This window comes from Achromobacter sp. Root83 (assembly GCF_001428845.1).
Classification (GTDB): Bacteria; Pseudomonadota; Gammaproteobacteria; order Burkholderiales; family Burkholderiaceae_B; genus Achromobacter.
The window spans coordinates 560305-585852 of record NZ_LMIU01000022.1; the positions used below are offsets into that span (position 1 = coordinate 560305).

The 25548-nt window shown below is 66.0% G+C and carries 25 protein-coding genes; 15 read left to right on the top strand and 10 right to left on the bottom strand.

Annotation, left to right across the window (positions count from 1 at the left end; genetic code table 11):
• The first annotated feature begins 18 nt into the window (after positions 1-18).
• Complete coding sequence (hprK, locus tag ASE30_RS18360; protein WP_008166849.1) at positions 19-945, top strand: HPr(Ser) kinase/phosphatase; 927 nt, start codon at positions 19-21, stop codon at positions 943-945.
• 25 nt (positions 946-970) lie between these two features.
• Positions 971-2404 (top strand): PLP-dependent aminotransferase family protein, encoded by a 1434-nt coding sequence (locus ASE30_RS18365; RefSeq protein ID WP_057285697.1) that lies wholly within the window; start codon positions 971-973, stop codon positions 2402-2404.
• 27 nt (positions 2405-2431) lie between these two features.
• Here the strand turns inward: ASE30_RS18365 and ASE30_RS18370 are convergent, their stop codons facing one another.
• Both ASE30_RS18370 and ASE30_RS18375 read right to left on the bottom strand, forming a co-directional pair.
• The gene (locus tag ASE30_RS18370; RefSeq protein ID WP_057285698.1) at positions 2432-3715 is read right to left on the bottom strand and encodes a cytochrome c; all 1284 of its coding nucleotides are present in this window, start codon (positions 3713-3715) and stop codon (positions 2432-2434) included.
• 12 nt (positions 3716-3727) lie between these two features.
• Complete coding sequence (locus ASE30_RS18375; RefSeq protein WP_156407699.1) at positions 3728-4483, bottom strand: c-type cytochrome; 756 nt, start codon at positions 4481-4483, stop codon at positions 3728-3730.
• A gap of 185 nt (positions 4484-4668) precedes the next feature.
• Between ASE30_RS18375 and rapZ the strand changes: the two genes are divergently transcribed.
• Complete coding sequence (gene rapZ, locus ASE30_RS18380; protein ID WP_057285935.1) at positions 4669-5541, top strand: RNase adapter RapZ; 873 nt, start codon at positions 4669-4671, stop codon at positions 5539-5541.
• The gene (locus tag ASE30_RS18385; RefSeq protein WP_057285699.1) at positions 5538-6500 is read left to right on the top strand and encodes a septal ring lytic transglycosylase RlpA family protein; all 963 of its coding nucleotides are present in this window, start codon (positions 5538-5540) and stop codon (positions 6498-6500) included. The genes rapZ and ASE30_RS18385 overlap by 4 nt, the downstream gene beginning before the upstream one ends.
• Positions 6501-6514: 14 nt before the next feature.
• On the opposite strand, the gene ASE30_RS18390 is transcribed toward ASE30_RS18385, so the two are convergent.
• Together ASE30_RS18390 and rsmI are read right to left on the bottom strand one after the other, a co-directional pair.
• Positions 6515-7099: a methylated-DNA--[protein]-cysteine S-methyltransferase gene (locus ASE30_RS18390; RefSeq protein WP_057285700.1), complete on the bottom strand. Its 585-nt coding sequence runs from the start codon at positions 7097-7099 to the stop codon at positions 6515-6517.
• 3 nt (positions 7100-7102) lie between these two features.
• Positions 7103-8038, bottom strand: coding sequence for a 16S rRNA (cytidine(1402)-2'-O)-methyltransferase (gene rsmI, locus ASE30_RS18395; protein ID WP_057285701.1), 936 nt, complete (start codon positions 8036-8038; stop codon positions 7103-7105).
• Positions 8039-8105: 67 nt separating this feature from the next.
• Between rsmI and ASE30_RS18400 the strand changes: the two genes are divergently transcribed.
• The 4 genes from ASE30_RS18400 to ASE30_RS18415 all read left to right on the top strand — a co-directional run bounded on the left by ASE30_RS18400 (position 8106) and on the right by ASE30_RS18415 (position 10507).
• Complete coding sequence (locus ASE30_RS18400) at positions 8106-8588, top strand: YraN family protein (RefSeq protein WP_057285702.1); 483 nt, start codon at positions 8106-8108, stop codon at positions 8586-8588.
• Between the two features lie 97 nt (positions 8589-8685).
• Positions 8686-9279 (top strand): phosphoheptose isomerase, encoded by a 594-nt coding sequence (locus tag ASE30_RS18405; RefSeq protein WP_054457773.1) that lies wholly within the window; start codon positions 8686-8688, stop codon positions 9277-9279.
• A complete protein-coding gene (locus ASE30_RS18410) occupies positions 9276-10016 on the top strand; it encodes a BON domain-containing protein (protein WP_057285703.1) in 741 nt (246 codons plus the stop codon). The genes ASE30_RS18405 and ASE30_RS18410 overlap by 4 nt, the downstream gene beginning before the upstream one ends.
• A complete protein-coding gene (locus ASE30_RS18415) occupies positions 10013-10507 on the top strand; it encodes a peroxiredoxin (RefSeq protein WP_057285704.1) in 495 nt (164 codons plus the stop codon). Before ASE30_RS18410 ends, ASE30_RS18415 begins: the two co-directional genes overlap by 4 nt.
• A gap of 142 nt (positions 10508-10649) precedes the next feature.
• On the opposite strand, the gene ASE30_RS18420 is transcribed toward ASE30_RS18415, so the two are convergent.
• Entirely contained in the window at positions 10650-11438 is a 789-nt protein-coding gene (locus ASE30_RS18420) for a MetQ/NlpA family ABC transporter substrate-binding protein (protein WP_057285705.1), read from the bottom strand.
• A 274-nt stretch (positions 11439-11712) separates the two neighbouring features.
• Between ASE30_RS18420 and argB the strand changes: the two genes are divergently transcribed.
• The 5 genes from argB (at position 11713) to ASE30_RS18445 (ending at position 16768) form a co-directional block, all read left to right on the top strand.
• Positions 11713-12615 (top strand): acetylglutamate kinase, encoded by a 903-nt coding sequence (argB, locus tag ASE30_RS18425; RefSeq protein ID WP_057285706.1) that lies wholly within the window; start codon positions 11713-11715, stop codon positions 12613-12615.
• The gene (locus ASE30_RS18430; RefSeq protein WP_057285707.1) at positions 12615-13361 is read left to right on the top strand and encodes a pyrimidine 5'-nucleotidase; all 747 of its coding nucleotides are present in this window, start codon (positions 12615-12617) and stop codon (positions 13359-13361) included. The genes argB and ASE30_RS18430 overlap by 1 nt, the downstream gene beginning before the upstream one ends.
• A gap of 52 nt (positions 13362-13413) precedes the next feature.
• Positions 13414-13989: a nucleoid occlusion factor SlmA gene (gene slmA, locus ASE30_RS18435; protein ID WP_057285708.1), complete on the top strand. Its 576-nt coding sequence runs from the start codon at positions 13414-13416 to the stop codon at positions 13987-13989.
• Between the two features lie 224 nt (positions 13990-14213).
• Complete coding sequence (locus tag ASE30_RS18440; protein WP_057285709.1) at positions 14214-15707, top strand: DASS family sodium-coupled anion symporter; 1494 nt, start codon at positions 14214-14216, stop codon at positions 15705-15707.
• A gap of 11 nt (positions 15708-15718) precedes the next feature.
• Positions 15719-16768: an Ldh family oxidoreductase gene (locus tag ASE30_RS18445; protein WP_057285710.1), complete on the top strand. Its 1050-nt coding sequence runs from the start codon at positions 15719-15721 to the stop codon at positions 16766-16768.
• Positions 16769-17828: 1060 nt separating this feature from the next.
• On the opposite strand, the gene rodA is transcribed toward ASE30_RS18445, so the two are convergent.
• The 5 genes from rodA to ASE30_RS18470 form a co-directional block, all read right to left on the bottom strand.
• Positions 17829-18965, bottom strand: coding sequence for a rod shape-determining protein RodA (rodA, locus tag ASE30_RS18450; RefSeq protein WP_057285711.1), 1137 nt, complete (start codon positions 18963-18965; stop codon positions 17829-17831).
• Entirely contained in the window at positions 18962-20890 is a 1929-nt protein-coding gene (gene mrdA, locus ASE30_RS18455; RefSeq protein WP_057285712.1) for a penicillin-binding protein 2, read from the bottom strand. The genes rodA and mrdA overlap by 4 nt, the downstream gene beginning before the upstream one ends.
• A 15-nt stretch (positions 20891-20905) precedes the next feature.
• A complete protein-coding gene (gene mreD / locus ASE30_RS18460) occupies positions 20906-21472 on the bottom strand; it encodes a rod shape-determining protein MreD (RefSeq protein ID WP_057285713.1) in 567 nt (188 codons plus the stop codon).
• A complete protein-coding gene (gene mreC / locus ASE30_RS18465; protein ID WP_057285714.1) occupies positions 21459-22343 on the bottom strand; it encodes a rod shape-determining protein MreC in 885 nt (294 codons plus the stop codon). The genes mreD and mreC overlap by 14 nt, the downstream gene beginning before the upstream one ends.
• A gap of 84 nt (positions 22344-22427) precedes the next feature.
• The gene (locus ASE30_RS18470; protein WP_006216320.1) at positions 22428-23471 is read right to left on the bottom strand and encodes a rod shape-determining protein; all 1044 of its coding nucleotides are present in this window, start codon (positions 23469-23471) and stop codon (positions 22428-22430) included.
• 227 nt (positions 23472-23698) lie between these two features.
• Here ASE30_RS18470 and gatC point away from each other — a divergent pair, with 227 nt between their 5' ends.
• A complete protein-coding gene (gatC, locus tag ASE30_RS18475) occupies positions 23699-24007 on the top strand; it encodes an Asp-tRNA(Asn)/Glu-tRNA(Gln) amidotransferase subunit GatC (protein ID WP_057285715.1) in 309 nt (102 codons plus the stop codon).
• A gap of 3 nt (positions 24008-24010) precedes the next feature.
• Complete coding sequence (gene gatA / locus ASE30_RS18480; protein ID WP_057285716.1) at positions 24011-25546, top strand: Asp-tRNA(Asn)/Glu-tRNA(Gln) amidotransferase subunit GatA; 1536 nt, start codon at positions 24011-24013, stop codon at positions 25544-25546.
• Positions 25547-25548: the final 2 nt, after the last annotated feature.

Genomic DNA, 25548 nt, shown 5'->3' on the forward strand with positions numbered 1-25548 from the left:
CCACGCGGAAACGCTGCCATGCTCACGGTGCAGGAACTCGTCGACGACAACGCCGACAAAATCCCTTTCAACTGGATATCGGGTCAAGGCGCCGCGGACCGCGCGATCCCCGATGATGGCATGGCGGCCGCCGATCTCGTCGGCCACTTGAACCTGATCCATCCGTCCCGCATCCAGGTGTTCGGCCAGGAAGAGCTTGCGTACTACACGCGCTTCGACCTGCGCCGCCGCATGCACCACATGGACGAACTGCTGATTGGCGGCGTGCCCGCCATTCTGCTGGCGGACGGCCTGACCCCGCCTCAGGACCTGATCGACCAATGCGACCAGCACCAGGTGCCGCTCCTGTCCACGCCGGTAGCCGCCGCGCAGCTCATCGACCTGCTGCGCATCTATCTGGGCAAGAAGCTCGCGCCCACCACCACCGTGCACGGCGTCTTCCTGGACGTGCTGGGACTGGGCGTGCTGATCACCGGCGAATCGGGCCTGGGCAAGAGCGAACTGGCGCTGGAACTGATCTCGCGCGGTCACGGCCTGGTGGCCGACGACGCCGTGGAATTCTCGCGCACCGCGCCCAACATGATCGAAGGCCACTGTCCGCAGCTTCTGCAGAACCTGCTGGAAGTCCGCGGCCTGGGCCTGCTCGACATCCGCACCATCTTCGGCGAGACCTCGGTGCGCCGGAAGATGCGGCTCAAGCTCATCGTGCACCTGGTGCGGGCCACCGCGCAGGACAAGTTCGAACGTCTGCCATTGCAGGACATCACCCAGGACATGCTGGGCCTGCCCGTGCGCAAGGTGATGCTGCAAGTGGCTGCGGGCCGCAACCTGGCGGTGCTGGTCGAGGCCGCCGTGCGCAACACGATACTCAAGCTGCGCGGCATCGATACGCTGGGCGAATTCATGGAACGCCAAGCCATGGCGATCCTCCAAAGCAGCAAATGAAAACGCGTCGTCGCCCTGCGGCATCGTGAGCCTTTACGAGACCCTGGCCGACGAGATCGCCACATCGATCGCGGCCGGCGTTCTTCGCGCTGGCGACAAGCTGCCCTCGGTGCGCGACGCTTGCGCGGCGCGGGGCGTCAGCCCCTCCACGGTGTTCCAGGCCTACTATCTGCTCGAGGCGCGCGGCCTGATCCGCGCGCAGCCACGCTCGGGCTACTACATCAACGCGCCCGCGGAGTCGCTGCCGCCCGAGCCCGGCGCCTCGTGCCCGGACGGCGAATCGACCGAGCTCGCGATCAGCGAGCGGATCTTCGACATCCTGGGTTCGGTGCGCAACCGCGACGTCATTCCGCTGGGTTCCGCGTTCCCCTCCCCCTTGCTGTTTCCGCTGCCCCGGCTGGCGCAGGCCATGGCCGCGCATCTCAAGCGCCAGGATCCGCGCGACACCGTGGAAGACCTGGCCCCGGGCAATCCCCGGCTGCGCAGGCAGATCGCGCTGCGTTATCTGATCGGCGGCATCAATCTTCCCGCCAACGACATCGTCGTCACCAACGGCGCGCTCGAGGCGCTGAACCTCTGTCTGCAGGCGGTCACGCAGCCGGGCGATACCGTCATCGTGGAGGCGCCCACGTTCTACGGCGCCCTGCAGGCCCTGGAAAGACTGGGCCTGAAGGCACTGGAAGTCCCTACCCACCCGCGCACCGGTATCGATCTTGACGCGATGGAAGCGGCCATCGAACGCCACGCTCCCCGCGCGTGCTGGCTGATGACCCAGTTCCAGAATCCGCTGGGCTGCCTGATGCCGGACGAAAGAAAGCGCCAGCTTGTCCAGCTTCTGGGCCGGTACGGCATTCCGTTGATCGAGGACGACGTCTACGGAGAGCTGTACTTCGGATCGGCGCGGCCCGTGCCGGCCAAGGCCTACGACACGCAGGGGCTGGTGCTGCATTGTTCGTCGTTTTCAAAGTGCCTGGCGCCGGGCTACCGCATCGGCTGGGCCAGCGCGGGACGCTACGCGCAGCGCGTCCAGCGCCTGAAGCTGTCGTCGACGCTGTCCGCGTCCGGCCCCGCGCAGGGCGCGATCGCCGAGTATCTGGAACAGGGCGGCTATGACCGCCACCTGCGCCGGCTGCGCGAGACCTTGCAGGCGCAGCAGGAACGCATGGCCGATGCGATCGCGCATGAGTTTCCCGCCGGCACGCGGGTGACCCGGCCGCAAGGCGGTTTCTTCCTGTGGCTGGAACTGCCCGCGGGCGCGGATGCGCTGGCGCTGCACCGCGAAGCGCTGGCCCGCGGCATCAGCGTGGCGCCTGGCCCTGTCTTCTCAGCCAGCGGCCAATTCGGCCGCGCGCTACGCCTGAATTACGGACACCCCTGGGATGCCGGCACCGAGGCCGCTGTCCGCATACTGGGTGAACTGGCGCGGAAGGCCTGTTCCCAGTCATCACGGGCGGGTTAGGCCCGCCTGGCAAGGGCCGCGCGGGCCCTAATTCAGCGTCGACGAGGCGCGCGCGCGCTTGACGTCCAGCGGCGTCACGCCGCCCGCTTCGTTGCCCCAGCTATTACGGATGTAGGTCACCAGCATCGCGATGTCATTGTCATTGAGCACCTGTCCGAATGGCGGCATGCCGTGCGGCCGGGGATTGGCGCTGGTGGCGGGCGCATAGCCTCCATCGAGCACCATGCGGATCGCGTTTACCGGCGACGGCGCCGTCACGGTGGGATTGCCGGCCAGCGCGGGCCATGCCGGTCCGCTGCCCTCGCCTTTGGACTGATGGCATTGCACGCATTGCTGGCTGTAGAGCTTGCCGCCCAGCTCCATGGCGGCAGCCGAGGCGCCGGCCGGCGGCCGGTCACCGGTAGCCGGCGTGGCGGGCAGCGACTTGATATAGACGCCGATCGCCAGCGCGTCCTCGTCGGTCAGGTGCTGCGTGCTGCCCAGCACGACTTCGGCCATCGGCCCGCTGACCGTTGAGTGCTTGGAGATGCCGGTCTTGAGCAGCGTGGCGATATCCTGCGCCGTCCAGCGTCCCATGCCCGTCCGCATATCGTTGGTGAGCGGCGGGGCATACCAGTCCAGCACCGGGATGAGACCGCCGGTCAGCGCGTCGGCCGAGCGCGTGGCGCCCAGGCTGTTGCGCGGCGTGTGGCAGGCGGCGCAATGCCCCAGGCCTTCGACCAGGTAGCGGCCGCGATTCCATTGCACCGACTGGCCGGCGTCGGGTTCCTGCACCCCCGGCTTGAAATACAACGCGCGCCACGCGGCCAGCAGGACCCGCTGATCGTAGGGAAATTCCAGTTCCGGCGGCCGGTTGGGCTGGCTGACGGGCGAGACGCTGCGCAGGTAGGCGAACAGGGCGTCGGAATCGGCCCGCGTGACGCGGGTGTATTCGGTGTAGGGAAAGGCCGGATAGAGCAGCGTGCCGTCCTTGGACTTGCCGTTATGCAGCGCCTGCCAGAAATCATCGGCGGTCCAGGCGCCGATGCCGGTCTTGTCATCGGGCGTGATATTGGGCCCGTAGACCGTCCCGAACGGGGTGGGAATGGGCGTGCCGCCCGCCAGCGCCTTGCCGCCGCGGCTGGTGTGGCAGGCCATGCAATTGCCGGCCAGCGCCAGGTAGCGTCCGCGTTCGATCAACGTGGCGCCATCGGCCGCCTCCGCGGCAGGGCCTGTGGTGGCGTCGTCGCGCGTACCCAGCCAGTACAGGCTGCCCGCCACCACGGCCGCCAACAGGAGCAGGACGCATAGCACTTTCTTCATGAGTTTCATCCGGACCCCCGCTTACCGTTGCGCCTGGCTGCCGCATTCCGCGGGCAGCCTGACCGAATCCGCAGCGTCGGGCGCATAGGATTCGGCGACGGGTTGCGACGACAGCCACGCCGCCAGGGCGCCGATGTCGGTAGGGGTGAGCTTGTTGGAGATGTCCGCCATGCAGTCTGGCGCGGCGGCGCGGCGCAGGCCGTTCTTCCAGCTGCCGATCTGCGCGCCGATGTAGTCTCGGGGCAGACCCAGCAGGCCCGGGATGGCCGGAAGCATGCCGCCCAAGGCGGCGCCGTGACAGGAGGCGCAAGCGGGCAGGCCGCGCGCGGCGTCGCCCTGCATGGCCAGCTTGCGCCCGGCCTCCAGCGTGGCGGCGGACACGTCCGCGCGCGCCGGCGCCGGGTAGGGCACGTGCTGTCCGGCAAAATGCGCGGCCATTTCGCGCAGGTAGTCATCCGGCAGGCCGGCCAGCAGATGTGTCATCGGCCGGTACTGCCGCCGGCCATCGCGAAAATTCAGAAGCTGGTGATAAAGATAGTCCTGGGGCTTGCCGGCCAGGCGCGGGTAATAACCGTCGGCCCCCGCCTTGCCCTGCGCGCCGTGACAGGCCGTACAGGCCGCCACGCGTGCCGCCATGGTGTCGGGCCGCAAGGTCTCTTGCGGTTGCTGGGCCAGTGCTGGCGAGGCCATGAAGACCAGGGCCACGGCAGTTGACCATCGCGGAATCGCCCGAAACCACGCCAGTGAAACACTACGAAAGGAAATGAGGGCTAACATCTAGGTCGAATTCCAATCCCCCGCATCGCATGACGGCGGGGCGCGTAAAGTGAATCTGCTGAGTATCCGGGCCCAAGCTTACGCCAGGCCACGCAACGGGGTACAGGCGCAGATACCGAGTTTATGGCCATATCAGATGCTATCCCGCCGGCATCGTCCTGGAAAAGCGTGCCACAATCATGTCCATGTTGAAAGTCGTCCTCGTCACCGGTATTTCTGGCTCGGGCAAATCCGTCGCTCTGCGCATGCTCGAGGACGCCAGCTACACCTGCGTCGACAATCTTCCGGTCCGGTTCCTGACCGAATTCATCGCCAATGCGCGCGATGACGGCATGGAGCGGGTCGCCGTCGCCATCGACGTCCGGTCCCCCGGCGAACTGGCCGAACTGCCCGACGTGGTGACCGCGCTGCGCGCGATGGGCACCAGCCTGCGCGTGGTCTTCCTGGACGCCAGCACCGCAACCCTGGTGCAGCGCTATTCCGAATCCCGGCGCCGCCATCCGCTGACCGACCGCCTGCAACGCGGCGGCACGGCCCCGTCGCTGGCCGACTGCATCGCCCTGGAACGCGAACTGCTGGCGCCGCTGCGCGAGCAGGAACATGTCATCGACACCTCGGACCTGACCCCTGGCCAGTTGCGCGCCTGGATCCGCGACCTGATCAAGGCCGATCGCGCGCCGCTGGTGCTGACCTTCGAGTCATTCGCCTACAAGCGCGGCGTGCCCGGTGACGCCGATCTGGTGTTCGACGTGCGCTGCCTGCCCAACCCTCACTACGACCGCAACCTGCGCCCACTGACGGGGCGCGATGAACCCGTGGCCACATGGCTGGCCGGGTACGAGCAAGTGGGCCAGATGATCGACGACATCGCTGGTTTCCTGAACCGCTGGCTGCCGCAATACACGCAAGACACCCGCAACTACCTCACGGTGGCCATTGGCTGCACCGGCGGCCAGCACCGTTCGGTCTATGTGGTCGAGCAGCTGGCGCTGCGCTTTGCCGACCACGACCCCCTGCTGGTCCGCCACCGCACCCAACTCCCCGACGAATCCGCATGACGTTGTCCCGCCCTCTACACCTGCTACTCGTTCTGCTGCTGGCCATTGCCGTGGCGGGCTGCTCTTCCACCGGCGGGCGCAAGAAAGGCGGGGGCTACTACAAGGACGACGGGCCGGACGACAACCCTCCGTCCAATCTGGATCAGGTTCCGGATGCGGTGCCCAGGCTCGAGCCCTACGCCAGCGGCGCTAACCGTCCGTACGTTGTCTTCGGCCAGCGTTACGTGCCCGACACCAGCGGCCAGCCGTACAAAAAGCGCGGCACTGCCTCCTGGTATGGCAAGAAATTCCATGGCAATTCCACGTCGATCGGCGAGTCCTACGACATGTACGCCATGACGGCCGCCCACACCACGCTGCCGATTCCCAGCTACGCGCGCGTCACCAGCATGGTCAACGGCAAGACGGTCATCGTGCGCGTGAACGACCGCGGCCCTTTCCACAGCGACCGGATCATGGACCTGTCCTATGTCGCGGCCTACAAGCTGGGCATCATCGGTCCGGGCAGTGGCCAGGTCGTCGTGGAAGCCATACCGCAAGATGAGATCCGCCGACTGGCCTCGCAGGGCGCGCCCGCTGCGTCTGAGCCGGAGCCGGCATCGGCGACGGGATCCGCGCCTGTCCTGGCGCCCGTGGCCGCTGCGCCCGTGGCGCTCTTGGCCGACCCACCCACGGCTCCCGCGCCCGGCTCCGCACCGGTACGCCAGATGCCGGCCGGCGCTGGCGGCAGCGTCTATCTGCAGGTGGGTGCGTTCAGCCAGCCCGCCAATGCGCAGTCGCTGGTCAGCCGCATCAACACGCAGCTAGGCGCCGAAGGCGCGCCGCCCGCATCCGTCGAGCAGGCCAACAACCTGTACCGCGTCAGGATCGGCCCCTATCCCGACCGGCAAAGCGCATTGAATGCCGTGCCGCTGGTATCGGACCGCATCGGCATCCTGCCCAGCATTGCTTCTCAGTAGTCAGGGATAAAACCCTACAAAGGCAGTTCGGTCTGGCCGTCGCAAACGCGGCGCGCGCGCGCGTTGCGGCTCAGGTAGCGGTTGCCTTCGTGCGCCAGTAGCGCCTGTTTGCGCGGCAGGCCGCCCCCAAAGCCGGTCAACGAAGTATCGGCGCCGATCACCCGGTGGCAGGGAATGATGATGCTGATGGGATTGCGGCCAACCGCGCCGCCCACCGCCTGAGCGCCCTTGGGCCGCTCCACGATACGCGCCAGCTCGCCATAGCTGGTCAGCACGCCGAAATCCAGCGCGCACAGCGCGTGCCAGACCCTGTGCTGAAAGGTAGTGCCCACGGGGTCCAGCGCCACGTCGAAGGTTCGGCGCGTTCCGGCGAACCACTCGTCCAGTTCGCGGCGCGCCTGTTCAAGAATGGGATCGGATTCCGTGCGCGTCCAGCCTTCTGCCGGCGGCAGCAGTTCCTGATCGGTGAACCAGGCGCCGCGCAAGCCCTTGGGGCTGGCGACCAGGCGCATCTCGCCCAGCGGCGTGGGCATGTCGCGGTAGACGATCGGCTCTTGCGGATCGGCGGGCTTGTTGGACACGACGGTTGCATAAGCCATGTCTTATTCCAGCGATTTCTTGCGGGCCAGAGCCCGGTTGTACAACACGTCGCGCGGCTGGCCGGAGACCTTCGCGGCGACGCGCGCGGCGTCGCGCACGGACAGCGACTCCAGCAAGGCGTCCAGCAGGACATCGGTGCGCGGGTCCGCGTCGTCGTCCTCGTCCTGTTCCTCCTGGGCATGGGCGATCAGCACAAATTCGCCCTGCTCGCGGTGCGAGTCCGCCGCCAGCCACGCAGCCCCCTCGCCCATCGCAAAGGTGGCGATTTCCTCGAAGCGCTTGGTCAGCTCGCGAGCCACCGTCAGTTGGCGGCCGGGTCCGCAGACTTCCAGCAGGTCCGCCAGGGTGGCGGCCAGCCGGTGCGGCGACTCGAACATCACGACGGGTGCCGGCAAGGCGCACCACTTGCGCAGCCAGCGCTGGCGCGCCACCGCCTTCGGGGGCGGAAAGCCGGCAAACGCATAGGCAGGGTTCTCGTCCGTGGTGACGCCGCTGCCCATCAGGGCCGCGATCACCGCGCTCGGCCCGGGGACCGGCACCACCGCGAACCCCGCGGCGCGCACCGCCCGCACCACCCGCGCGCCGGGGTCGCTGACTGCTGGCGCGCCCGCATCGGACACCAGCGCCACCCGCTGGCCCTGGGCCAGGCGCTCGCAGATGGCCTGCGCCGCCGTCGCCTCGTTGTGGCGGTGGGCGGCCATCAGGGGCGTGCTCACGCCCCACGCATCCAGCAGCGTGCGGCTGGCGCGCGTGTCTTCGGCGGCGATGACATCGGCCCGCTGCAAGGCATGCCAGGCCCGCAGTCCCAGATCGCCCAGGTTGCCGATGGGCGTTGCCACGACGTACAGCGTCGAGGCGGGCCAATGCTGCCCCGCCACGCGTTCGGCAACGCGGGACCAGGCATCGCCGGCCATCGGGGAAGAGACATTTTGATTCATTGCAGCCTGCCGACACGGAAAACCATGTCAGTGTAGCCGCCTATGCCCGTTGCCTTTCCGGAGCCCCATGACGGACGACACCTTGCGCCTTGCCTGCGAACTGGCCCTGGCGGCCCGGCGCCGCGCCGCCAAACGCCGGCGGCGCGCAAGCCGCGGCACGGCGCCCGACCGCCCGCCCCCGCGGCGCTCGCCCATGCAGCGCCGCGGCGACCATCACGAAGCGGCGGCGCTGCGCCTGCTGGTGGCGCAAGGCCTGACGCTGCTGGCGCGCAACCTGTGGTGCCGCGCGGGCGAAATCGACCTGGTCATGCGCGAGGGCGACACCCTGGTCTTTGTCGAGGTCCGGGCACGCGCCCAGACCCGCTTCGGCGGCGCCGCCGCCAGCATCGGCCGCGAAAAACAGGCGCGGCTTGCCCGCGCCGCGGCGCACTGGCTGCCCGAATTGGCCCGCCGGCATTGGCGTGGCGCCCCCCCGGCCGCCCGCTTCGACGCCGTCGTCTTCGACGCCGGCCATCCCCAGTGGCTGCGCGGGGCTTTCTGGCTGCCGTGACTGGCACGGCCCCGGGCCGCCCGCCCGGCGGCGTCTCGCGGCACTGTCGTTACGCATCGACAGAACGGCAGCGCTGCCCCGTGAGATAATCGCGCCCATGGATATGACCTCTCGTATGACGTCGCACTTTCGCGACGCCATGGCCGCTTGCGAACAAAGCATGAACGTCCTGGCCGAACCGCTGGCAGTGGCGGTGGACGTGCTATTCGGCGCCCTGGCGAACAACGGCAAGATTCTGGCTTGCGGCAATGGCGGCTCGGCTGCCGATGCGCAGCATTTCATCGCCGAACTGGTGGGCCGCTTCGAACGCGAGCGCCTGCCGCTGGCGGGCATCGCGCTCAATACCGACACCTCGATCCTCACGGCGGTCGGCAACGACTACGGCTTTGACGAGATCTTCGAACGGCAGGTCAACGCCTTCGGGCAGGCCGGCGACGTGCTCGTGGCCATTTCCACCAGCGGCAATTCGCCCAACGTGGTCCGCGCCATGGAAGCCGCCAGCGCACGCGAAATGCACGTGCTGGCCCTGACCGGCAAGGGCGGCGGCGTCATGGGGGAACTCATTACGCCCATGGACGTCCATCTATGTGTTCCCAGCGATCGCACAATGCGCATCCAGGAAGTCCACATTCTGCTGCTGCACGCGCTGTGCGACGGCATTGACGCTCTTCTGCTTGGAGACACCGAATGATTTCTGACGTCAGAACCGCAGTCCGCCCGCTGATGCTCGCCGCCGCGCTGTCCACCGCGGCGCTCTCGCTGTCGGCCTGCGCGCCCCTGATCGTGGGTGGCGCCGCCGCCACCACCGCGGTCGTCGTGACGGACCGCCGCACGTCCGGCGTCCAGCTCGAAGACCAGAACATGGCGTTCAAGGCGCAGAGCCAGATCTCGCAGAAGCTGGGCGACACCGCCCGCGTCAACGCCATGGCCTATGGCGGCCACCTGCTGCTGACCGGCGATGTGCCCACCGAAGAGGCCAAGAGCCAGGCCACCGCCATCGCCCAGGGCATCGAGAACGTCAAACAGGTCATCAACCAGTTGAACGTGGGGCCCATCGCCTCGTTCGGCGTGCGCTCCAACGACACCTGGCTGACCTCCAAGGTCAAGACGACCCTGATCAACACCAAGTACGTGCCCTCGGGCACCATCGCGCTGACGACGGACCACAGCGTCGTCTACCTGATGGGCAAAGTCACGCAAGCCGAAGGCGAATACGCCGCCAACGCCACCGCGGATGTCGGCGGCGTGGTCAAGGTCGTCAAGCTCTTCGAGACCATCAGCCGCGAAGAAGCCATCCGGCTGTCGGGTAGCGGCTCCAAATCCGACTCCACCACGGAAACCAAAGCGCCCATCGAAAGCGGCGCCGGCGCGGCAAGCGACAGCGCGACCGGCACCGGCGGCGGCGTAGAGGCCATGCCCATCAAATGAAGAAAGCCATCGTAGCCCTGGCCGTCCTGGTGGCGGTCGGCATCGGCGCCTGGTTTGTCATGCGCCCCGCTCAGACCGCCCCCGACGTCACCTTCACCACCCTGGAAGGCAAGACCTTCTCCATGCAGGACTTGCGCGGCAAGGTCGTGCTGGTCAAATTCTGGGCGACCAGCTGCGTGACCTGCGTCAAGCAGATGCCGGACACCATCTCGGCCTACAACGAATACATGGGCAAAGGGTACGAGGCGATCGCGGTCGCCATGAACTACGACCCGCCCAACTTCGTGCTGAACTTCGCCGAAACGCGCAAGCTGCCGTTCCCCGTTGCGCTGGACACCAAGGGGGACATCGCCCGCGCCTTCGGCGATATCCGCCTCACGCCCACGGCTTTCCTGATCGATAAACAGGGACGCATAATCAAGCGCTATCTGGGCGAATACGACAAGGCGGAATTCCACGCGACCGTGGAAAAGGCCCTGGCGGCAGGCTGAAGCCCGCCCCGGTCCGCAGCCCGACGACCGCCCGGCAGGGCGGTTTTTTTCGCCCCGCCGCGCTTGCCCGGGCCCCGGGCCGTCCGCCCAAAAACAAAACCGCCCGAATGGGGCGGTTCCGTGGGACCGGGGAGGCCCGGCTTCAGAAAGCCGGGATCACGGCGCCCTTGTACTTTTCCTGGATGAATTTCTTCACCTCGGGCGAGTGCAGCGCATTGACCAGCTTCTTGATCCCCGGCGCGTCCTTGTTGTCGCTGCGGGCTACCAGGACGTTCGCGTATGGCGAATCGGCGCCTTCGATGAACAGCGCGTCCTTGGTCGGGACCAGGCCGGCTTCGAGCGCGTAGTTCGTGTTGATCAGCGCCAGATCCACGTCATCGAGCGAGCGCGGCAGCATCGCGGCTTCCAGTTCGCGGAACTTCAGCTTCTTGGGATTTTCGACCACATCCGCGGCGGTGGCCAGGATGTTGGACGGATCCTTGAGCTTGAGCACGCCCTGCTTCTGCAGCAGCACCAGCGCCCGGCCGCCGTTGGACGGATCGTTGGGGATCGCCACCGTGGCGCCGTCCTTGAGTTCGGACAGGCTCTTTATCTTCTTCGAGTAACCGCCAAACGGCTCCACGTGCACCAGCGCGACCGGCACCAGCGTGGCCTTGCGGTCCTTGTTGAAGGAATCCAGATACGGTTTGTGCTGGAAGAAATTGGCGTCCAATTGCTTATCCGCCAACTGCAGATTGGGCTGGACGTAGTCGCTGAACACCTTGATGTCGAGCTCCACGCCGTCCTTGGCCAGTTGCGGCTTGACCACTTCCAGGATCTCGGCGTGCGGCACCTGCGTGGCGCCCACCACCACTTTTTCCGCATGGGCGGCGTGGGCCGCCACCAGGAAGGCCGACGCCGCCAGGGCGGAACGGACGAAGTTCAAACGCATGTTTTGCCTCTTTTATGGGTAAAAATAGGGGATCGATGCCCCGCCGGTACGGAGCGGCCCCCTTTTGCGGGGCGTCCCGTTGCGAAAACGCCCCCAATTTACCTGAATGCCGGTTATTTGTCGGGCATATGGACATAGGTTTAAAGCATAAGAAACCTGTGGGTACTACAATCCGTCGTATGCTTGCGCTACCGCGTCCCGAACGCGTTTTTGTGCAGGCATTTTTTACTGCCCTTCAACTTTTACTGATTACTTATTTGCCGACTTAGCTGCCATGACCGACACCCCCGACCCTGCTGCCGTTTCGTCTCCCGCTGTCAAAGCCGCTGTGCTGTCCGAAGCGCTGCCGTATATCCGACGATTTCACGGCAAGACCATCGTGGTCAAGTACGGCGGCAACGCCATGACGGAAGAGCGATTGCAGCGCAGCTTCGCGCACGACGTCGTGCTGCTCAAGCTGGTGGGATTGAATCCGGTGGTGGTCCACGGCGGCGGTCCGCAGATCGATGACGCGCTGCGCCGCATCGGCAAGCAAGGCACCTTCATCCAGGGCATGCGCGTCACCGACGCCGAAACCATGGAAGTGGTGGAATGGGTGCTCGGCGGCCAGGTCCAGCAGGACATCGTCATGATGATCAACGAGGTCGGCGGCAAGGCCGTCGGCCTGACCGGCAAGGACGGCGGACTGATCCAGGCCCAGAAGAAGCTGATGGCCAATAAGGACAATCCCGCCGAACCCATCGACATCGGTTTCGTCGGCGACATCACCATGGTCGAGCCGGCCGTGGTCAAGGCGTTGCAGGACGACCAGTTCATTCCCGTCATCTCGCCCATCGGCTATGGCGAGGACGGCACGGCCTACAACATCAACGCCGACGTCGTCGCCGGCAAGATGGCGGAAGTGCTGGGCGCTGAAAAGCTGCTGATGCTGACCAACACCCCAGGCGTGCTGGACAAGGCCGGCAAGCTGCTGCGCAGCCTCTCGGCGCAGACCATCGACGAACTGTTCGCGGACGGCACGATCTCCGGCGGCATGCTGCCCAAGATCTCGTCCGCACTGGACGCCGCCAAGAACGGCGTGAACTCGGTTCACATCGTCGACGGGCGCGTGCCGCACTGCCTGCTGCTGGAAATCCTGACCGATCAAGGCGTGGGCACGATGATCAGCTCGCACTGATGCGGGCACAGCGTTACCTGCTGCGGCCGGCGGTGCGCATGCGCCGCTCGCGCCGCGTCGCCACGGGCGACTCCGAACGCCTGTGGCTGTTCGATCTGGACAATACCCTCCACGACACGTCGCACGCCATCTTTCCCAAGATCGACCACGGCATGACCATGGCCGTCGCGGAAGCCCTGAACGTGGATATCGACACGGCCAATCGCGTGCGCTCCCAGTACTGGAAGCGCTATGGCGCGACGATGATCGGCATGGTCCGCCATCACGGCGTCGATGCCCATGACTTCCTGCACCGCAGCCATGATTTCGACGTCGGACCGCTGGTGCGCGCGGAAAAGGCGCTGGCCTACAAGCTGCGGCAGTTGCCCGGCCGCAAGGTGCTGCTGACCAATGCGCCGCTGCACTATGCGCGCGCCGTGCTGGCCCGCCTGGGCATCCTGCGTCAGTTCGACAGCCTGTGGGCCATCGAGCACATGCGGCTGCATGGCGAATTCCGGCCCAAGCCTTCGCCTGCCCTGCTGCGCTACGTACTGGCCCGCGAGGGCGTGCCGGCCTACCGGGCGGTTCTGGTGGAAGACACGCTGGCCAACCTGCGGGGGGCGCGCATGGCGGGCTTGCGCACCGTCCATGTGTATCACCCCGGCACCCCGTTCTCGCGCGGGCGATCCCATCGCCCGGCATACGTCGACTTACGGGTAAACTCCGTCAGTGATTTATTGTTACGCCGGCGCCCCTTGCGGGGATAGCGGCGCGCTCTTCCCCCCTTACACCGTCAGCCTGCGCAGAGCAGACCCCTCCATGGCGAGCAAACCCGGCGAGCGCAAGACCCAGATTCTGCAGACCCTGGCCGAGATGCTGGAGCAGCCGCACGCGTCCCGGATCACCACGGCCGCCCTTGCCGCGCGCCTGCAGGTATCGGAAGCCGCGCTGTACCGCCATTTCGCCAGCAAGGCGCAGATGTTCGAAGGGCTGATCGAATTCATCGAGACCAGCATCTTCACGCTGGTGAACCAGATCGCCACCGCCGAGCCCTATGGCCTGGCCCAGGCCCACAAGACCGTCGCGATGCTGCTGACCTTCTCGGAACGCAACAAGGGCATGACCCGGGTGCTGACCGGCGACGCGCTCGTCACGGAAGACAACCGGCTGCAGGAACGCATCAACCATATCAACGACCGGATCGAAGCGTCGTTGAAGCAATCCCTGCGTATCGCCATCACCGACGGAGGCCTGCCCCAGGAGTCCAATGTGGCCGCCCATGCCAGCCTGCTGACGCATCTGGTGCTGGGCCGCTGGCTGCGCTATGCCCAGAGCGGCTGGCGGGTCGCGCCCACGCTGCACCTGGACGAGCAACTGCGCCTGGCGCTGGGCTGATCCGCCGTATCGATGCCGCATTCCAGGCTTGCGGCGTAAACGGGGCGACGAGCATAATGCCCGGAACACGGTTCCACAAGCGCAAAACCTATTCCGCTTGATCTGTATCAATACGGGTTTTCCTCAATGCCGTCACGATCATCCTGTAGCGTCGACATACCGATTTGATTGATCCCGTGCTCGCGGGCGGCGTGTCGTCAGTTTGACCTCAACCGGAGAAGGATATGGCCGCGGAAACCGCAGTCCCTGCCTCGCAAGCCCCCAAGAAATCCAAAATCCCCATCGGCCTCTATGCCGGCGTCCTCGTGATGATCGGCGTACTGATGATGCCGCTGCCCGCCGATCTGCCGGTTGCCGGCCATCGCATGCTGGCAATCCTGGCCTTCGCCGTGGTGGTCTGGATTACCGAAGCCGTGTCTTACGAAGCCAGCGCGATCATGATCACGACGCTGATGGCCTTCCTGCTGGGCACGGCTCCGACAATCAAAGACCCGAACGTGCTCTATGGCACGTCAGCCGCGATCAGCATGGCGTTGGCGGGCTTCTCCAATTCGGCGCTGGCGCTCGTCACTGGCGCTTTGTTCATTGCCGCGGCCATGACGTTCACCGGGCTGGACCGGCGCATCGCGCTGGTCACGCTGTCCAAGGTGGGCACCAGCACCCGCCGCATCCTGATCGGATGTATCGCAGTGACAATCGTGCTGAGCCTGGTCGTGCCCAGCGCCACTGCGCGCAGCGCAGCCGTGGTGCCCATCATGATGGGCGTCATCGCGGCCTTCGGCGTGGACAAGCGGTCGAACATCGCCGCCGGCATCATGATCATCGTGGCGCAGGCCACCAGCATCTGGAACGTCGGCATCCAGACCGCCGCGGCGCAGAACCTGCTGACCGTCGGCTTCATGGAAAAAATGCTGGGCGAACGCGTGGCATGGTCGGACTGGCTGATCGCCGGCGCCCCTTGGTCGCTGATCATGTCGGCTGTGCTGATCATCACCGTGCTCAAGCTGCTGCCGCCGGAAAGTGACAGCATCGCGGGGGGCAAGGAAGCGGTGGAGAAGTCGCTGCTTGACCTGGGTCCGATGACCGGTGCGCAAAAGCGCCTGATGACCGTGTCGATCATGCTGCTTCTGTTCTGGTCGACCGAAGGCAAGCTGCACAAGTTCGACACCACGTCGACCACCTATTTCGGCCTGGTCCTCCTGATGCTGCCGCGCTTTGGCGTGATGACATGGAAGGACGTGCAATCACGCATCCCATGGGGCACCGTGATTGTGTTCGGCGTGGGCATCAGCCTGGGCACCGCGTTGTTGACGACGCAGGCGGGTCAGTGGCTGGGCAACCAGGTGGTAACGCATACGGGTCTGGATCATCTGGGGTCGCTGGCCATCTTCGCTATCCTGGCCGCCTTCCTGATCATCATCCACCTGGGCTTTGCCAGCGCCACCGCGCTGACGTCGGCCATGCTCCCGATCCTGATCTCGGTGCTGGCCACGCTGCCGGGTGACTTCAGCCGCCTGGGCATGACGATGCTGCTGGGCTTTGTGGTCAGCTACGGTTTCATCCTTCCCATCAACGCGCCGCAGAACATGGTGTGCCTGGGTACGGAAACCTTCAATGCCAAGCAGTTCGCCAAGGTCGGGATCATCGTCACCATCATCGGCTACCTGCTGATGCTGCTGATGGGGATGACCTATTGGCGCTGGCTGGGCTGGCTTTAAGGGGTCGCGACATGAAAATCACGATCGCAGAAGCCAATGAATATGGCCGCCGGGTGCTGATGGCGCAAGGCGTGCCCGAAGACATCGCCCGCGATGTGGCCGAGCATCTGGTCGAATCCGACCGGGTCGGCTACACCAGCCATGGCCTGTCCATCCTGACGAATTACCGGCGCGTGCTGTCCGAGGGCCTGGCGCAAGCCGACGGCCGGCCGGAGCTGCTCAATGACCGGGGCGCCATGCTGGCCTATGACGGCCACCACGGCCTGGGCCAGTATGTCGGCAAGGTGGTCATTGAAAAGGCCATCGAACGCACGCAAGAGCACGGCCAGTGCATCGTGACGCTGCGCCACAGCCACCACCTGGGCCGGATGGGCCATTTCGGGGAGATGGTGGCGGCCAAGGGGCTGATCCTGCTGGCGTTTACCAACGTGATCAACCGCTCTCCGACCGTGGCACCGTTTGGCGGCGCGCAGGCATGCCTGACCACGAATCCGCTGTGTTTCGCCGGACCCTTGCCGGGCGGCCGCCCTCCGTTCATCGTGGACATGGCGACCAGTTCGATCGCGGTGAACAAGGCACGGGTGCTGGCTGCCAAGGGCGAACAGGCGCCGCCGGGATCGCTGATCGACGCCGAGGGCAATCCGACCACGGATCCGAACGCGCTGTTCTCGGATCCGCCGGGCGCCTTGCTGCCGTTCGGCGGCCACAAGGGCTATGCGCTGGGCTTGGTCGCCGAGCTGCTGGCCGGTGTGCTTTCCGGCGGCGGCACCATTCAGCCGGAACACCCGCGTATCGGGGTGGCGACGAACAATATGTTCGCGCTGCTGCTGGATCCGCAGGTGGACTTCAATACGGACTGGCGGACGATGGAGGTCGGGGCATTCATCGACTACCTCCATGCTTGCAAGCCGCAGCCGGGAGTCGAGGCGGTGCAGTATCCGGGCGAATATGAGGCGCGGAATCGGGCGGTCAATGCGGATTCGGTGGAGTTCGATAGCAGGATCTGGGATGGGTTGACGAAGCTGGCTTTGGACCTTGGTGTGCCTGAGGCGTTGCCGTAGGTATTTTGGGTTTGCTTGTTGGTGCGGGCGCTTCGAGGGATTGGGGCGTCCGTTTCTTTTTTTGGAGTTCGGATTGGTGCCTGGCGGTTGAGTTCTTGAGGCGCCTGGCGTGGCGGGGGCCTGGGGGTGCGGGGCTTCGATTGCGGTCCGGAGCCTTCGCTCCAGACTGCCCCGTCGTCATCTTCGTCACGGCCTTCGGCCGTTCCTTCAGATTCCCTCGGGCTTATCTGACGCCCCGCCCCCCCAGGCCCCCACCACGCCAGGCTCTAGTGGTTTCAACTTTACGGGAGCTGGGGCGAGTCGAGTTCTTTAGGTTCTCGCCCACAGTGGGGGGTAGAGGAATATCTTGCGGGGCCTGCCCCCGGCCGGCCGCGCGGGCGGCCTTTGGGGGCTTACGCGGTGTCTTGCGTCGTGGCTATGACGCTTTGCGTGTGGCTGCTTTGTGGTTGGGTTCTTGCCGCGATTTTGGGCCGTTGGAATATCGTGCGTTGCTCGCCCCTGGTCGGCCGCGCCGGCGGCCTCGGGGGCTTTGGCGGTGTCTCGCGGTTGGTGATGCCGCTGCGCGAGTGCGGGAGATTTGCCTGCGCTGCCCGCCACTAATCATCACTTGAATCCCGGCGCCCGATGGGCGGCGCGCGCGAGAGAATTTGCAGAAGCAAGCGGCTCGCCATCGCGCGCCGCCCATCACCACCCCCTCCCCCTGATGTCGGCGTCATTAGCACACCAACCGCCGCATTCGCGAAAGCGAACACCCCATCAACGACCCGCAGACATATGCCGATTGCTGCCGCCCGCGCGGCTGCAATCGGCGTCCCCGCAGATTTCACTCCCTGACCACAGCTCTTGTAGCGCAACGACCCCAGACACGCGTAGCCCGGCGGCGCGGGCGCCGTGGTTGCGAGCAACCTCGATGCGCCCGAGGGAACCGGAGCGAACGCTCCGGACCGCAATCGTGGGCGCTCGCAGCCACGGCGACCGCGCCGCCGGGCGACCTACGAAGACTTGGTGCTACCCACCAAGATCGCCAACCCACAAAAACCAACCACAGCCCTACAAACGATCAAGCCTTCACCGACCGATGCCGACTGATACTCATCATGATCCCGAACGCAATCCCCATCGTAAACAACGCCGTCCCCCCATAACTCATGAACGGCAAAGGCACGCCGACCACCGGCAGGATCCCCGTCACCATGCCCACGTTCACGAATACATAGATGAACAGCATCATCGTCAGCGCCCCGGATAACAGCCGGCCGAACTGCGACGACGCCCGTGATGCGATCGTCAGGCCGCGCGCCATCATCAGGCCGTAAAGCACCAGGATGGCGATGCCTCCGTACAGACCGAATTCCTCGGCGTACACGGCGAAGATGAAGTCGGTGGTACGTTCCGGGATGAAATCCAGATGTGTCTGCGTGCCCTTCATGTAGCCCTTGCCGTACATGCCGCCGGAACCCACCGCGATCATCGACTGGATCGTGTGGAACCCCTTGCCCAGCGGGTCGGAGCTGGGATTGAGCAGCGTGCAGACGCGGTGCTTCTGGTAGTCGTGCAGCACCACCCAATCCACGTCGGGCTCGCACAACTGGTCTTCGTAATAGACCAGCGTGCCGATGCCGATGATGCCGGCCAGCATGACGGGCACCAGCAGCTTGAACGACAGGCCGGCAAAATAGATCACGAAAAAGCCGGCGCCGAACACCAGCAGCGCCGTGCCCAGGTCCGGCTGCAGCACGATCAGCCCGAAGGGCGCGGCCAGCATGGCGGCGGCGGCCAGAAAGTCGCGGACGCGGACGGCGCCTTCGTGGCGCTGGAAGTACCAGGCCAGCATCATCGGCACCGCGATCTTCATCATTTCGGACGGCTGGATGCGGGTGACGCCCAGGTTCAGCCAGCGGGTCGCGCCCTTGCTGGTTTCGCCGAAGAACTCCACGCCCAGCAGCAGGACCACGCCCACCACGTAGAAGGGCAAGGCCAGTTTCATCAGCCACTTGGGCGGAATCAGCGCCATGACCCACATCGCGAAGAACGCGATGATGAAGTTGCGCGACTGCTCCGCGAAGCGCCAATCGGTGCCACCCACCGCCGAGTGCATGACAGTCAGGCCCAACGCCGCGAACATCAGCAGGATCGCAAGCAGCGGCCAGTCGAATGCCGTGAAAACGCGCAGCAGGATGAGGCCCAGACGCTTCATTGTTGGCGCACCAGATCGGAAGTGATGGTTTCGACCGTGGCCGTGGCATCCGCGCGTTCCGGCCGCACGATCTTGTCCTGCCGGTCCTTGGCGAGCCAGTAGTCGAACACCTTGCGCGCCACCGGGGCCGCCACGCTGGCGCCCCAGCCCGCGTTTTCGACGATCAGGGACACGGCGATACGGGGGTGCTCGAGCGGCGCGAAGCCCATGAACAGCGCGTGGTCGCGCAGGCGTTCGTCGATGGCGCTGGCGCGGTAATGGCCCCCGCGCAGGCTGAATACCTGGGCGGTGCCGGTCTTGCCGGCGGCCTGGTAAGGCGTATTGGCGAACGCGCGCCGCGCCGTGCCGGCCCGCACGACGTCGGCCATGGCGTTCTTGATCACGTCGACGTTGGCCTGCTTGAGCGGAATGCGGTAATCGGGGGTGGACTCGGTGGGCTTGGCCACGCCCGTGCGCGGGTCGCGCACGGCATGGACCAGATGCGGGCGCCGGAACAAGCCGTTGTTGGCCAGGGTGGAGGTGCCCTGCGCCAGTTGCAGCAGGGTGAACGCGTTGTAGCCCTGCCCCACCGCCACGGAAATCGTTTCGCCCGCGTACCAGCGCTGACGCTCCTTGTCCTTGTACGCCGCGCGCTTCCAGTCGGTGGACGGCAGCACGCCGCGTTTCTCGCCTTCCAGGTCGATGCCGGTGATCTGGCCAAAGCCGAATTGCTTCGTGAAGTCGTGCAGGGCATTCACGCCGATTTCGGGGCCCAGCGAATAGAAATAGGTGTCGGACGACACGACGATGGCCTTGTGCATGTCCGTCATGCCGTAGGCCGCGCCCCCGGCGTTGCGGAACTTCTGCCCGCCGAATTCGTAGTAGCCCGGATCCGAGATCCGGTCGGTGGCCCGGCGCTTGCCAAGCTCCAGCGCCGCCAGGCCCACGAAGGGCTTGTAGGTGGAACCGATAGGATAGGTGCCGTACAGGGGACGGTTGATCAGCGGGTGGTCCGGCGATTCATTCAGCATGCGCCAGTTGTCCACGTCGATGCCGTCGACGAAAAGATTGGGATCGAACGACGGCTGCGAAACGAAGGCCAGGATCTCGCCGGTGTCCGGGTCGATCGCGACCAGGGCGCCGCGCTGCCCCTCGAAAGCCTCTTCGGCCACCTTCTGCAGGCCCAGGTCGATGGAAAGCATGATGTCCGATCCCGGCACAGGGTCGATCCGGCGCAGCGTGCGCATGGGACGGCCGCCGGCGGTGACTTCGACCTCTTCCAGACCGGTGCGGCCGTGCAGTTGCTCTTCCCAGGTCTTCTCGATGCCCTTCTTGCCGATGACCTCGGTGCCGCGGTAGTTGCCCGACTGGCCGGTGCGCTCCAGTTCTTCGTTGTCGCCCTCGGCGATGCGGCCGATGTAGCCCACCACGTGCGCGGCAGACAGCCCCTGCGGATACTCCCGCACCCAGCGCGCGCGCAGCGCCACCCCCGGGAACTGGAAGGCATGCGCGGCGAACCAGGCGGCCTCGGTCTCGTTCAGGTTGTTGCGAAGCTGCAGGCTGGCATAGCGGCTGGATTCGGCGGCGCGGCGCTTGAAGCGCCGCTGATCGGCCGGGCTGATATAGACGACTTCGGTCAGGCGCTCGAACAGTTCGTTCATGTTGCCTGCCTGGGCGGGCACGACTTCGAGCGTATAGGTGCGGTAATTGCGCGCCAGGACTTCGCCGTTGCGGTCCAGGATCTCGCCGCGGCGCGGCGGAATCGGTACGACGGCGATGCGGTTGCGGTCGGCGCGTTCGGACAGGCCCTCGTAGCGGTCGACCTGCAAATACCAGAACCGGCCCACCAGCACGCCAAAGCAGACCAGCGCGAATACGCCGCCCACCCAGGCGCGCAGGCGAAAACGCTGCTTTTGCTGCTGGCCGGTTTTCTTGAATTCAAACATGACGAGACGCCGCCATCAGGCGGAGGAAGATTCGGCGTCGTCGGCACCGCGTTGCGGCAGGTGCAGAACCCAGCCCGCCAGCGGCCACAGGGCGGCGGTCAGGAGCACGCTGATGCCCCAGTCCCAGCCCGGCCATTTTCCGGCCAGCCATGCATGAATGATCTGGGTCACGAAACGGGCGATGAAGAACACAGGCAGCATGTGCATGGCCTGGCTCCAGAGGTCGAAGCGTTGCAGCCGGCGGTGCAGGACCACCGCGCCGTAGGCGACCAGCGTGTAGGACAAGGCATGTTCGCCCAGCAAGCCCGCGTCGTGTACGTCCATCAGCAGGCCGAAGAAGAACGCGGTGAACAGGCCCACGCGGCGCGGTTCGTGCACGCACCAGAAGGCGATGATCAGCAGCAGCATGTCGGGCGCGCCCTGCCACAGGCGCCAGGGCAGGAGGGACACCAGCCATACGAGCAGCACCGTGCCCCAGACGAATACGCCATGCGCGGGGCCCGACAGCCGGTCGGGCTGCACATTGCTGGGCGTGCCCAGCCGGCGCCGGGGCTGTCCTGCGGATTGATTAGTCCGATCCACCGGAATCGACCTCCTGACGGTTGGACTCGGCGCGGTCCACATCCACCTGTAGAACCAGGAAGTGGCGATAGCGTTCGGGATGGGCCAGCGGTTCACATACGGCACGCGCGAAACCGGATGCGGTGTCGCGTTCGACGGAAGTCACCTTGGCCACGGGCAGGCCGGCGGGGAACAAGCCGCCGACGCCGCTGGTAACGATAGTATCGCCTTCCTTGATGTCCGCATTGGCCGCCAGGTAACGAACTTCCATCTTGCCGGGTGAATTGCCGCCAAATGCGATCAGGCGCAGCCCGTTGCGCAGCAACTGCACGGGGATGGAGACCTGTTCATCGGTGACCAGCGCCGCCTCGGCGGTCATGGGGGTCACGCGCACGATCTGGCCGACCACGCCGCCTTCGTCGATCACCGGCATCCCGGGCGCCAGGCCGGCCTTGCTGCCTTTATTGAAGACCAGGCGCTGGGTGAAGGCGTTGGTGGGCTCGTACATGACTTCGACCACCACGGCGGACTGCGCCACGGTATCGGTCACGCCCAGCAGGCGGCGTAGCTGGGAGTTTTCGGCGGCGAGCTGGGCCGCATGCGAGGCGACCTGGGCCAGCTCGATGCGCTGGCGCTGCAAGGCTTCGTTTTCGCTGCGGATGAGGTTGGCCGCGTTGAGCCATTCATTGACTTGCTGAACGAGGTCGCGCGGCGCCATGACGGCGCGTTGGAAAGGATAGAGCGCCACGGAAATCGCCCGGCGCGCCGGTTCCAGCATGCGCCATTGCGAATCCATGACGATCAGGGCCAGGGCAAGGACGACCAGAACGACCAGCCGCACCTCCGCAGGTGGGCCGCGCCTGAATAGGGGGGGGGTCCCTTGTCGTTGCATGAATTTCAGCCCGGGCGCCCGCGTCCGAGGCTCCCGCCGCGGCCGGAGCCATGAGAAAGCGGGGCTCCGGGCTGACGGGCAGTATTAGTCGTTGATGAAGATGGCGCCCAGTTTTTCAAGGTGTTCCAGCGCTTCGCCGCAACCGCGCACGACGCAGGTCAGGGGATCGTCGGCCACCACGACGGGCAGGCCCGTTTCTTCCTGGAGCAGGCGGTCCAGGTCGCGCAGCAACGCGCCACCGCCGGTCAGGGCAATGCCCTTGTCGGTAATGTCGGCGCCCAGTTCGGGCGGCGTCTGCTCAAGGGCAATCTTTACGGCGGAAACGATCTGGTTCAGCGGATCCGTCAGCGATTCCAGGATCTCGTTGGACGAGACCGTGAAGCTGCGCGGCACGCCTTCGGCCAGATTGCGGCCCTTGACCTCGATCTCGCGGACTTCGGAACCCGGGAACGCCGAGCCGATTTCCTTCTTGATGAGTTCGGCGGTGGGTTCGCCGATGAGCATGCCGTAGTTGCGGCGGATATAGTTGACGATGGCCTCGTCGAACTTGTCGCCGCCAACGCGCACGGAACCCTTGTAGACCATGCCGCCCAGCGAGATGACCGCCACCTCGGTGGTGCCGCCGCCGATGTCGACGACCATGGAGCCACTGGCGTCGGACACGGCCAGGCCGGCGCCGATGGCCGCGGCCATGGGTTCTTCGATCAGGAAGACGTGCGAAGCGCCAGCGCCCAAGGCCGATTCGCGGATGGCACGGCGTTCAACCTGGGTGGAGCCGCAAGGCACGCAGACGATGATCCGCGGGCTGGGCGCCAGCATGTTGCGGGGGTGCACCATGCGGATGAACTGCTTGAGCATCTGTTCGGTGACCGTGAAGTCGGCGATGACGCCATCCTTCATGGGCCGGATGGCCTCGATGTTGCCGGGAACTCGGCCGAGCATCTGCTTGGCTTCGTGGCCGACGGCCTGGATGATCTTCTTGCCGTGAGGCCCGCCTTCGTGACGGATTGCGACCACGGAAGGTTCATCGAGAACGATGCCCTTGCCGCGGACGTAAATCAGCGTATTGGCGGTACCGAGGTCAATCGCCATATCGCTGGAAAAATAACTGCGCAGGAATCCGAACATGGGAGCTCAGCTAAATTCTGGGGGAATTGGGGTCATGCCGTGGGGCGTTTGGCCCGAAAAACGACGGGTCCGCCTGTCATCACGGCGATTAAACCGTGAATCATAACTTATAATTTCACCGGAAATAGCGCATAAATGCAGGCTATTCAAGCTTTGTAACGGGTTCGGCGTATGCATACTGCCCGGTCCCGCCCTTCGGCCTTCGCTATCTATTTTGCAATCCCCCCATGGCGCTCAATGACAAAGATGTGGCCCGCATTGCCCGGCTGGCCAGAATCGAACTGACTCCCGACCAGCGCACCGTCGCGCAGGCGGAGCTCAACGGCATCCTCCACCTGATCGAACGGCTCCAGTCCGTCGATACCCAAGGCGTCGAACCGCTGGCCCATCCCCTGTCCGCCCACGAGGACATTGTGCTGCGCCTGCGTGAAGACGCCGTGACCGAAGCCAGTTCGGAAGCGCGCCGCGCGGCGCTGCTGGCCAATGCCCCCGATGCCCAGGAAGGCTTGTTCCTGGTTCCCAAGGTCCTGGATTAAGTCATGACTAAACCCGCTCTGCATACCCAATTCGAGGGGATCGCCGCCCTGCGCGCGGCCCTCGGGCAACGCCAGGTCAGCGCCGTCGAGCTCGCCCAAAGCGGCTTGGCGGCCGCCGAAGCGGCCGCCAGCCTGAATAGCTTTTTACATATTGACGCCGAATTGACGCTGGCGCAGGCGCGCGCGGCCGACGCGGCGCTGGCGGCCGGCACGGCGGGCCCCCTGGCCGGCATCCCGATTGCCCACAAGGACGCCTTCGTGACCCGCGGCTGGCGTACCACCGCCGGCAGCAAGATGCTCGACGGCTACGTCAGCCCGTTCGACGCCACCGTCGTGGAACGCCTGGGCGAAGCCGGCGCGGTGTCGCTGGGCAAGCTGAACTGCGACGAATTCGCCATGGGTTCCGGCAACGAGAACTCCGCCTACGGCGCCGTGAAGAACCCCTGGGACCATGCCGCCGTGCCTGGCGGCTCCTCGGGCGGGTCCGCCGCGGCCGTGGCCGCGCGCCTGGTGGCCGCGGCCACGGGCACCGACACCGGCGGCTCGGTTCGCCAGCCGGCCGCCCTGTGCGGCGTCAGCGGCATCAAGCCGACCTACGGCACCGTGTCGCGCTACGGCATGGTGGCCTTCGGCTCCAGCCTGGACCAGGCCGGGCCGCTGGCCCCCAGCAGCCGCGACCTGCTCGAACTGCTGGACGTCATCAGCGGCTTTGACCCGCGCGACGCCACCAGCCTGGAAAAATGCGATGCCGCCGTGAACGAGCCGGGCCGTGTGCGCCGCGACTTCGACGCCGCGCAGGGCCGTTTCGACGCCGCCGGCAGCCAGCCCCTGAAGGGCCTGCGCATCGGGGTGCCCGACGAATACTTCGGCGCCGGCCTGGCGCCGGACGTGGCCGCCGCGGTGGAAGCCGCGCTGGTGCAATTCGAAGCGCTGGGCGCCGTGCGCGTGCCGGTGTCGCTCCCGCGCACCGAACTGGCCATCCCCGCCTACTACGTCATCGCCCCCGCCGAAGCGTCCAGCAATCTGGCCCGCTACGACGGCGTGCGCTACGGCCACCGCGCCGCGCAGTACGGCAACCTGGATGAGATGATCAGCCGTTCGCGCGCCGAAGGCTTCGGCGACGAGGTCAAGCGCCGCATCCTGATCGGCACCTACGTGCTGTCCCATGGCTACTACGACGCCTACTACCTGCAGGCGCAGCGCCTGCGCCGCCTGATCGCGCAGGACTTCCAGCGCGCCTACGCCGGCCAGTGCGACGTCATCATGGGCCCGGTCACGCCCACGGTGGCCAAGAACATCGGCGACAACCGCGACGACCCGACCGCCGACTGGCTGGCCGACGTCTACACGCTGGGCGTCAGCCTGGCGGGCCTGCCGGCCATGTCGGTCCCTTGCGGCTTGGGTGGCGAAAAACAGAACCGCCCCATCGGCCTGCAGATCATCGGCAACTACTTCGACGAAGGCCGCCTGCTGGCCATCGCCGACCGCTACCAACAAGTGACGGACTGGCACAAGCGTGCCCCTGTCCAGCAAGGCTGAGA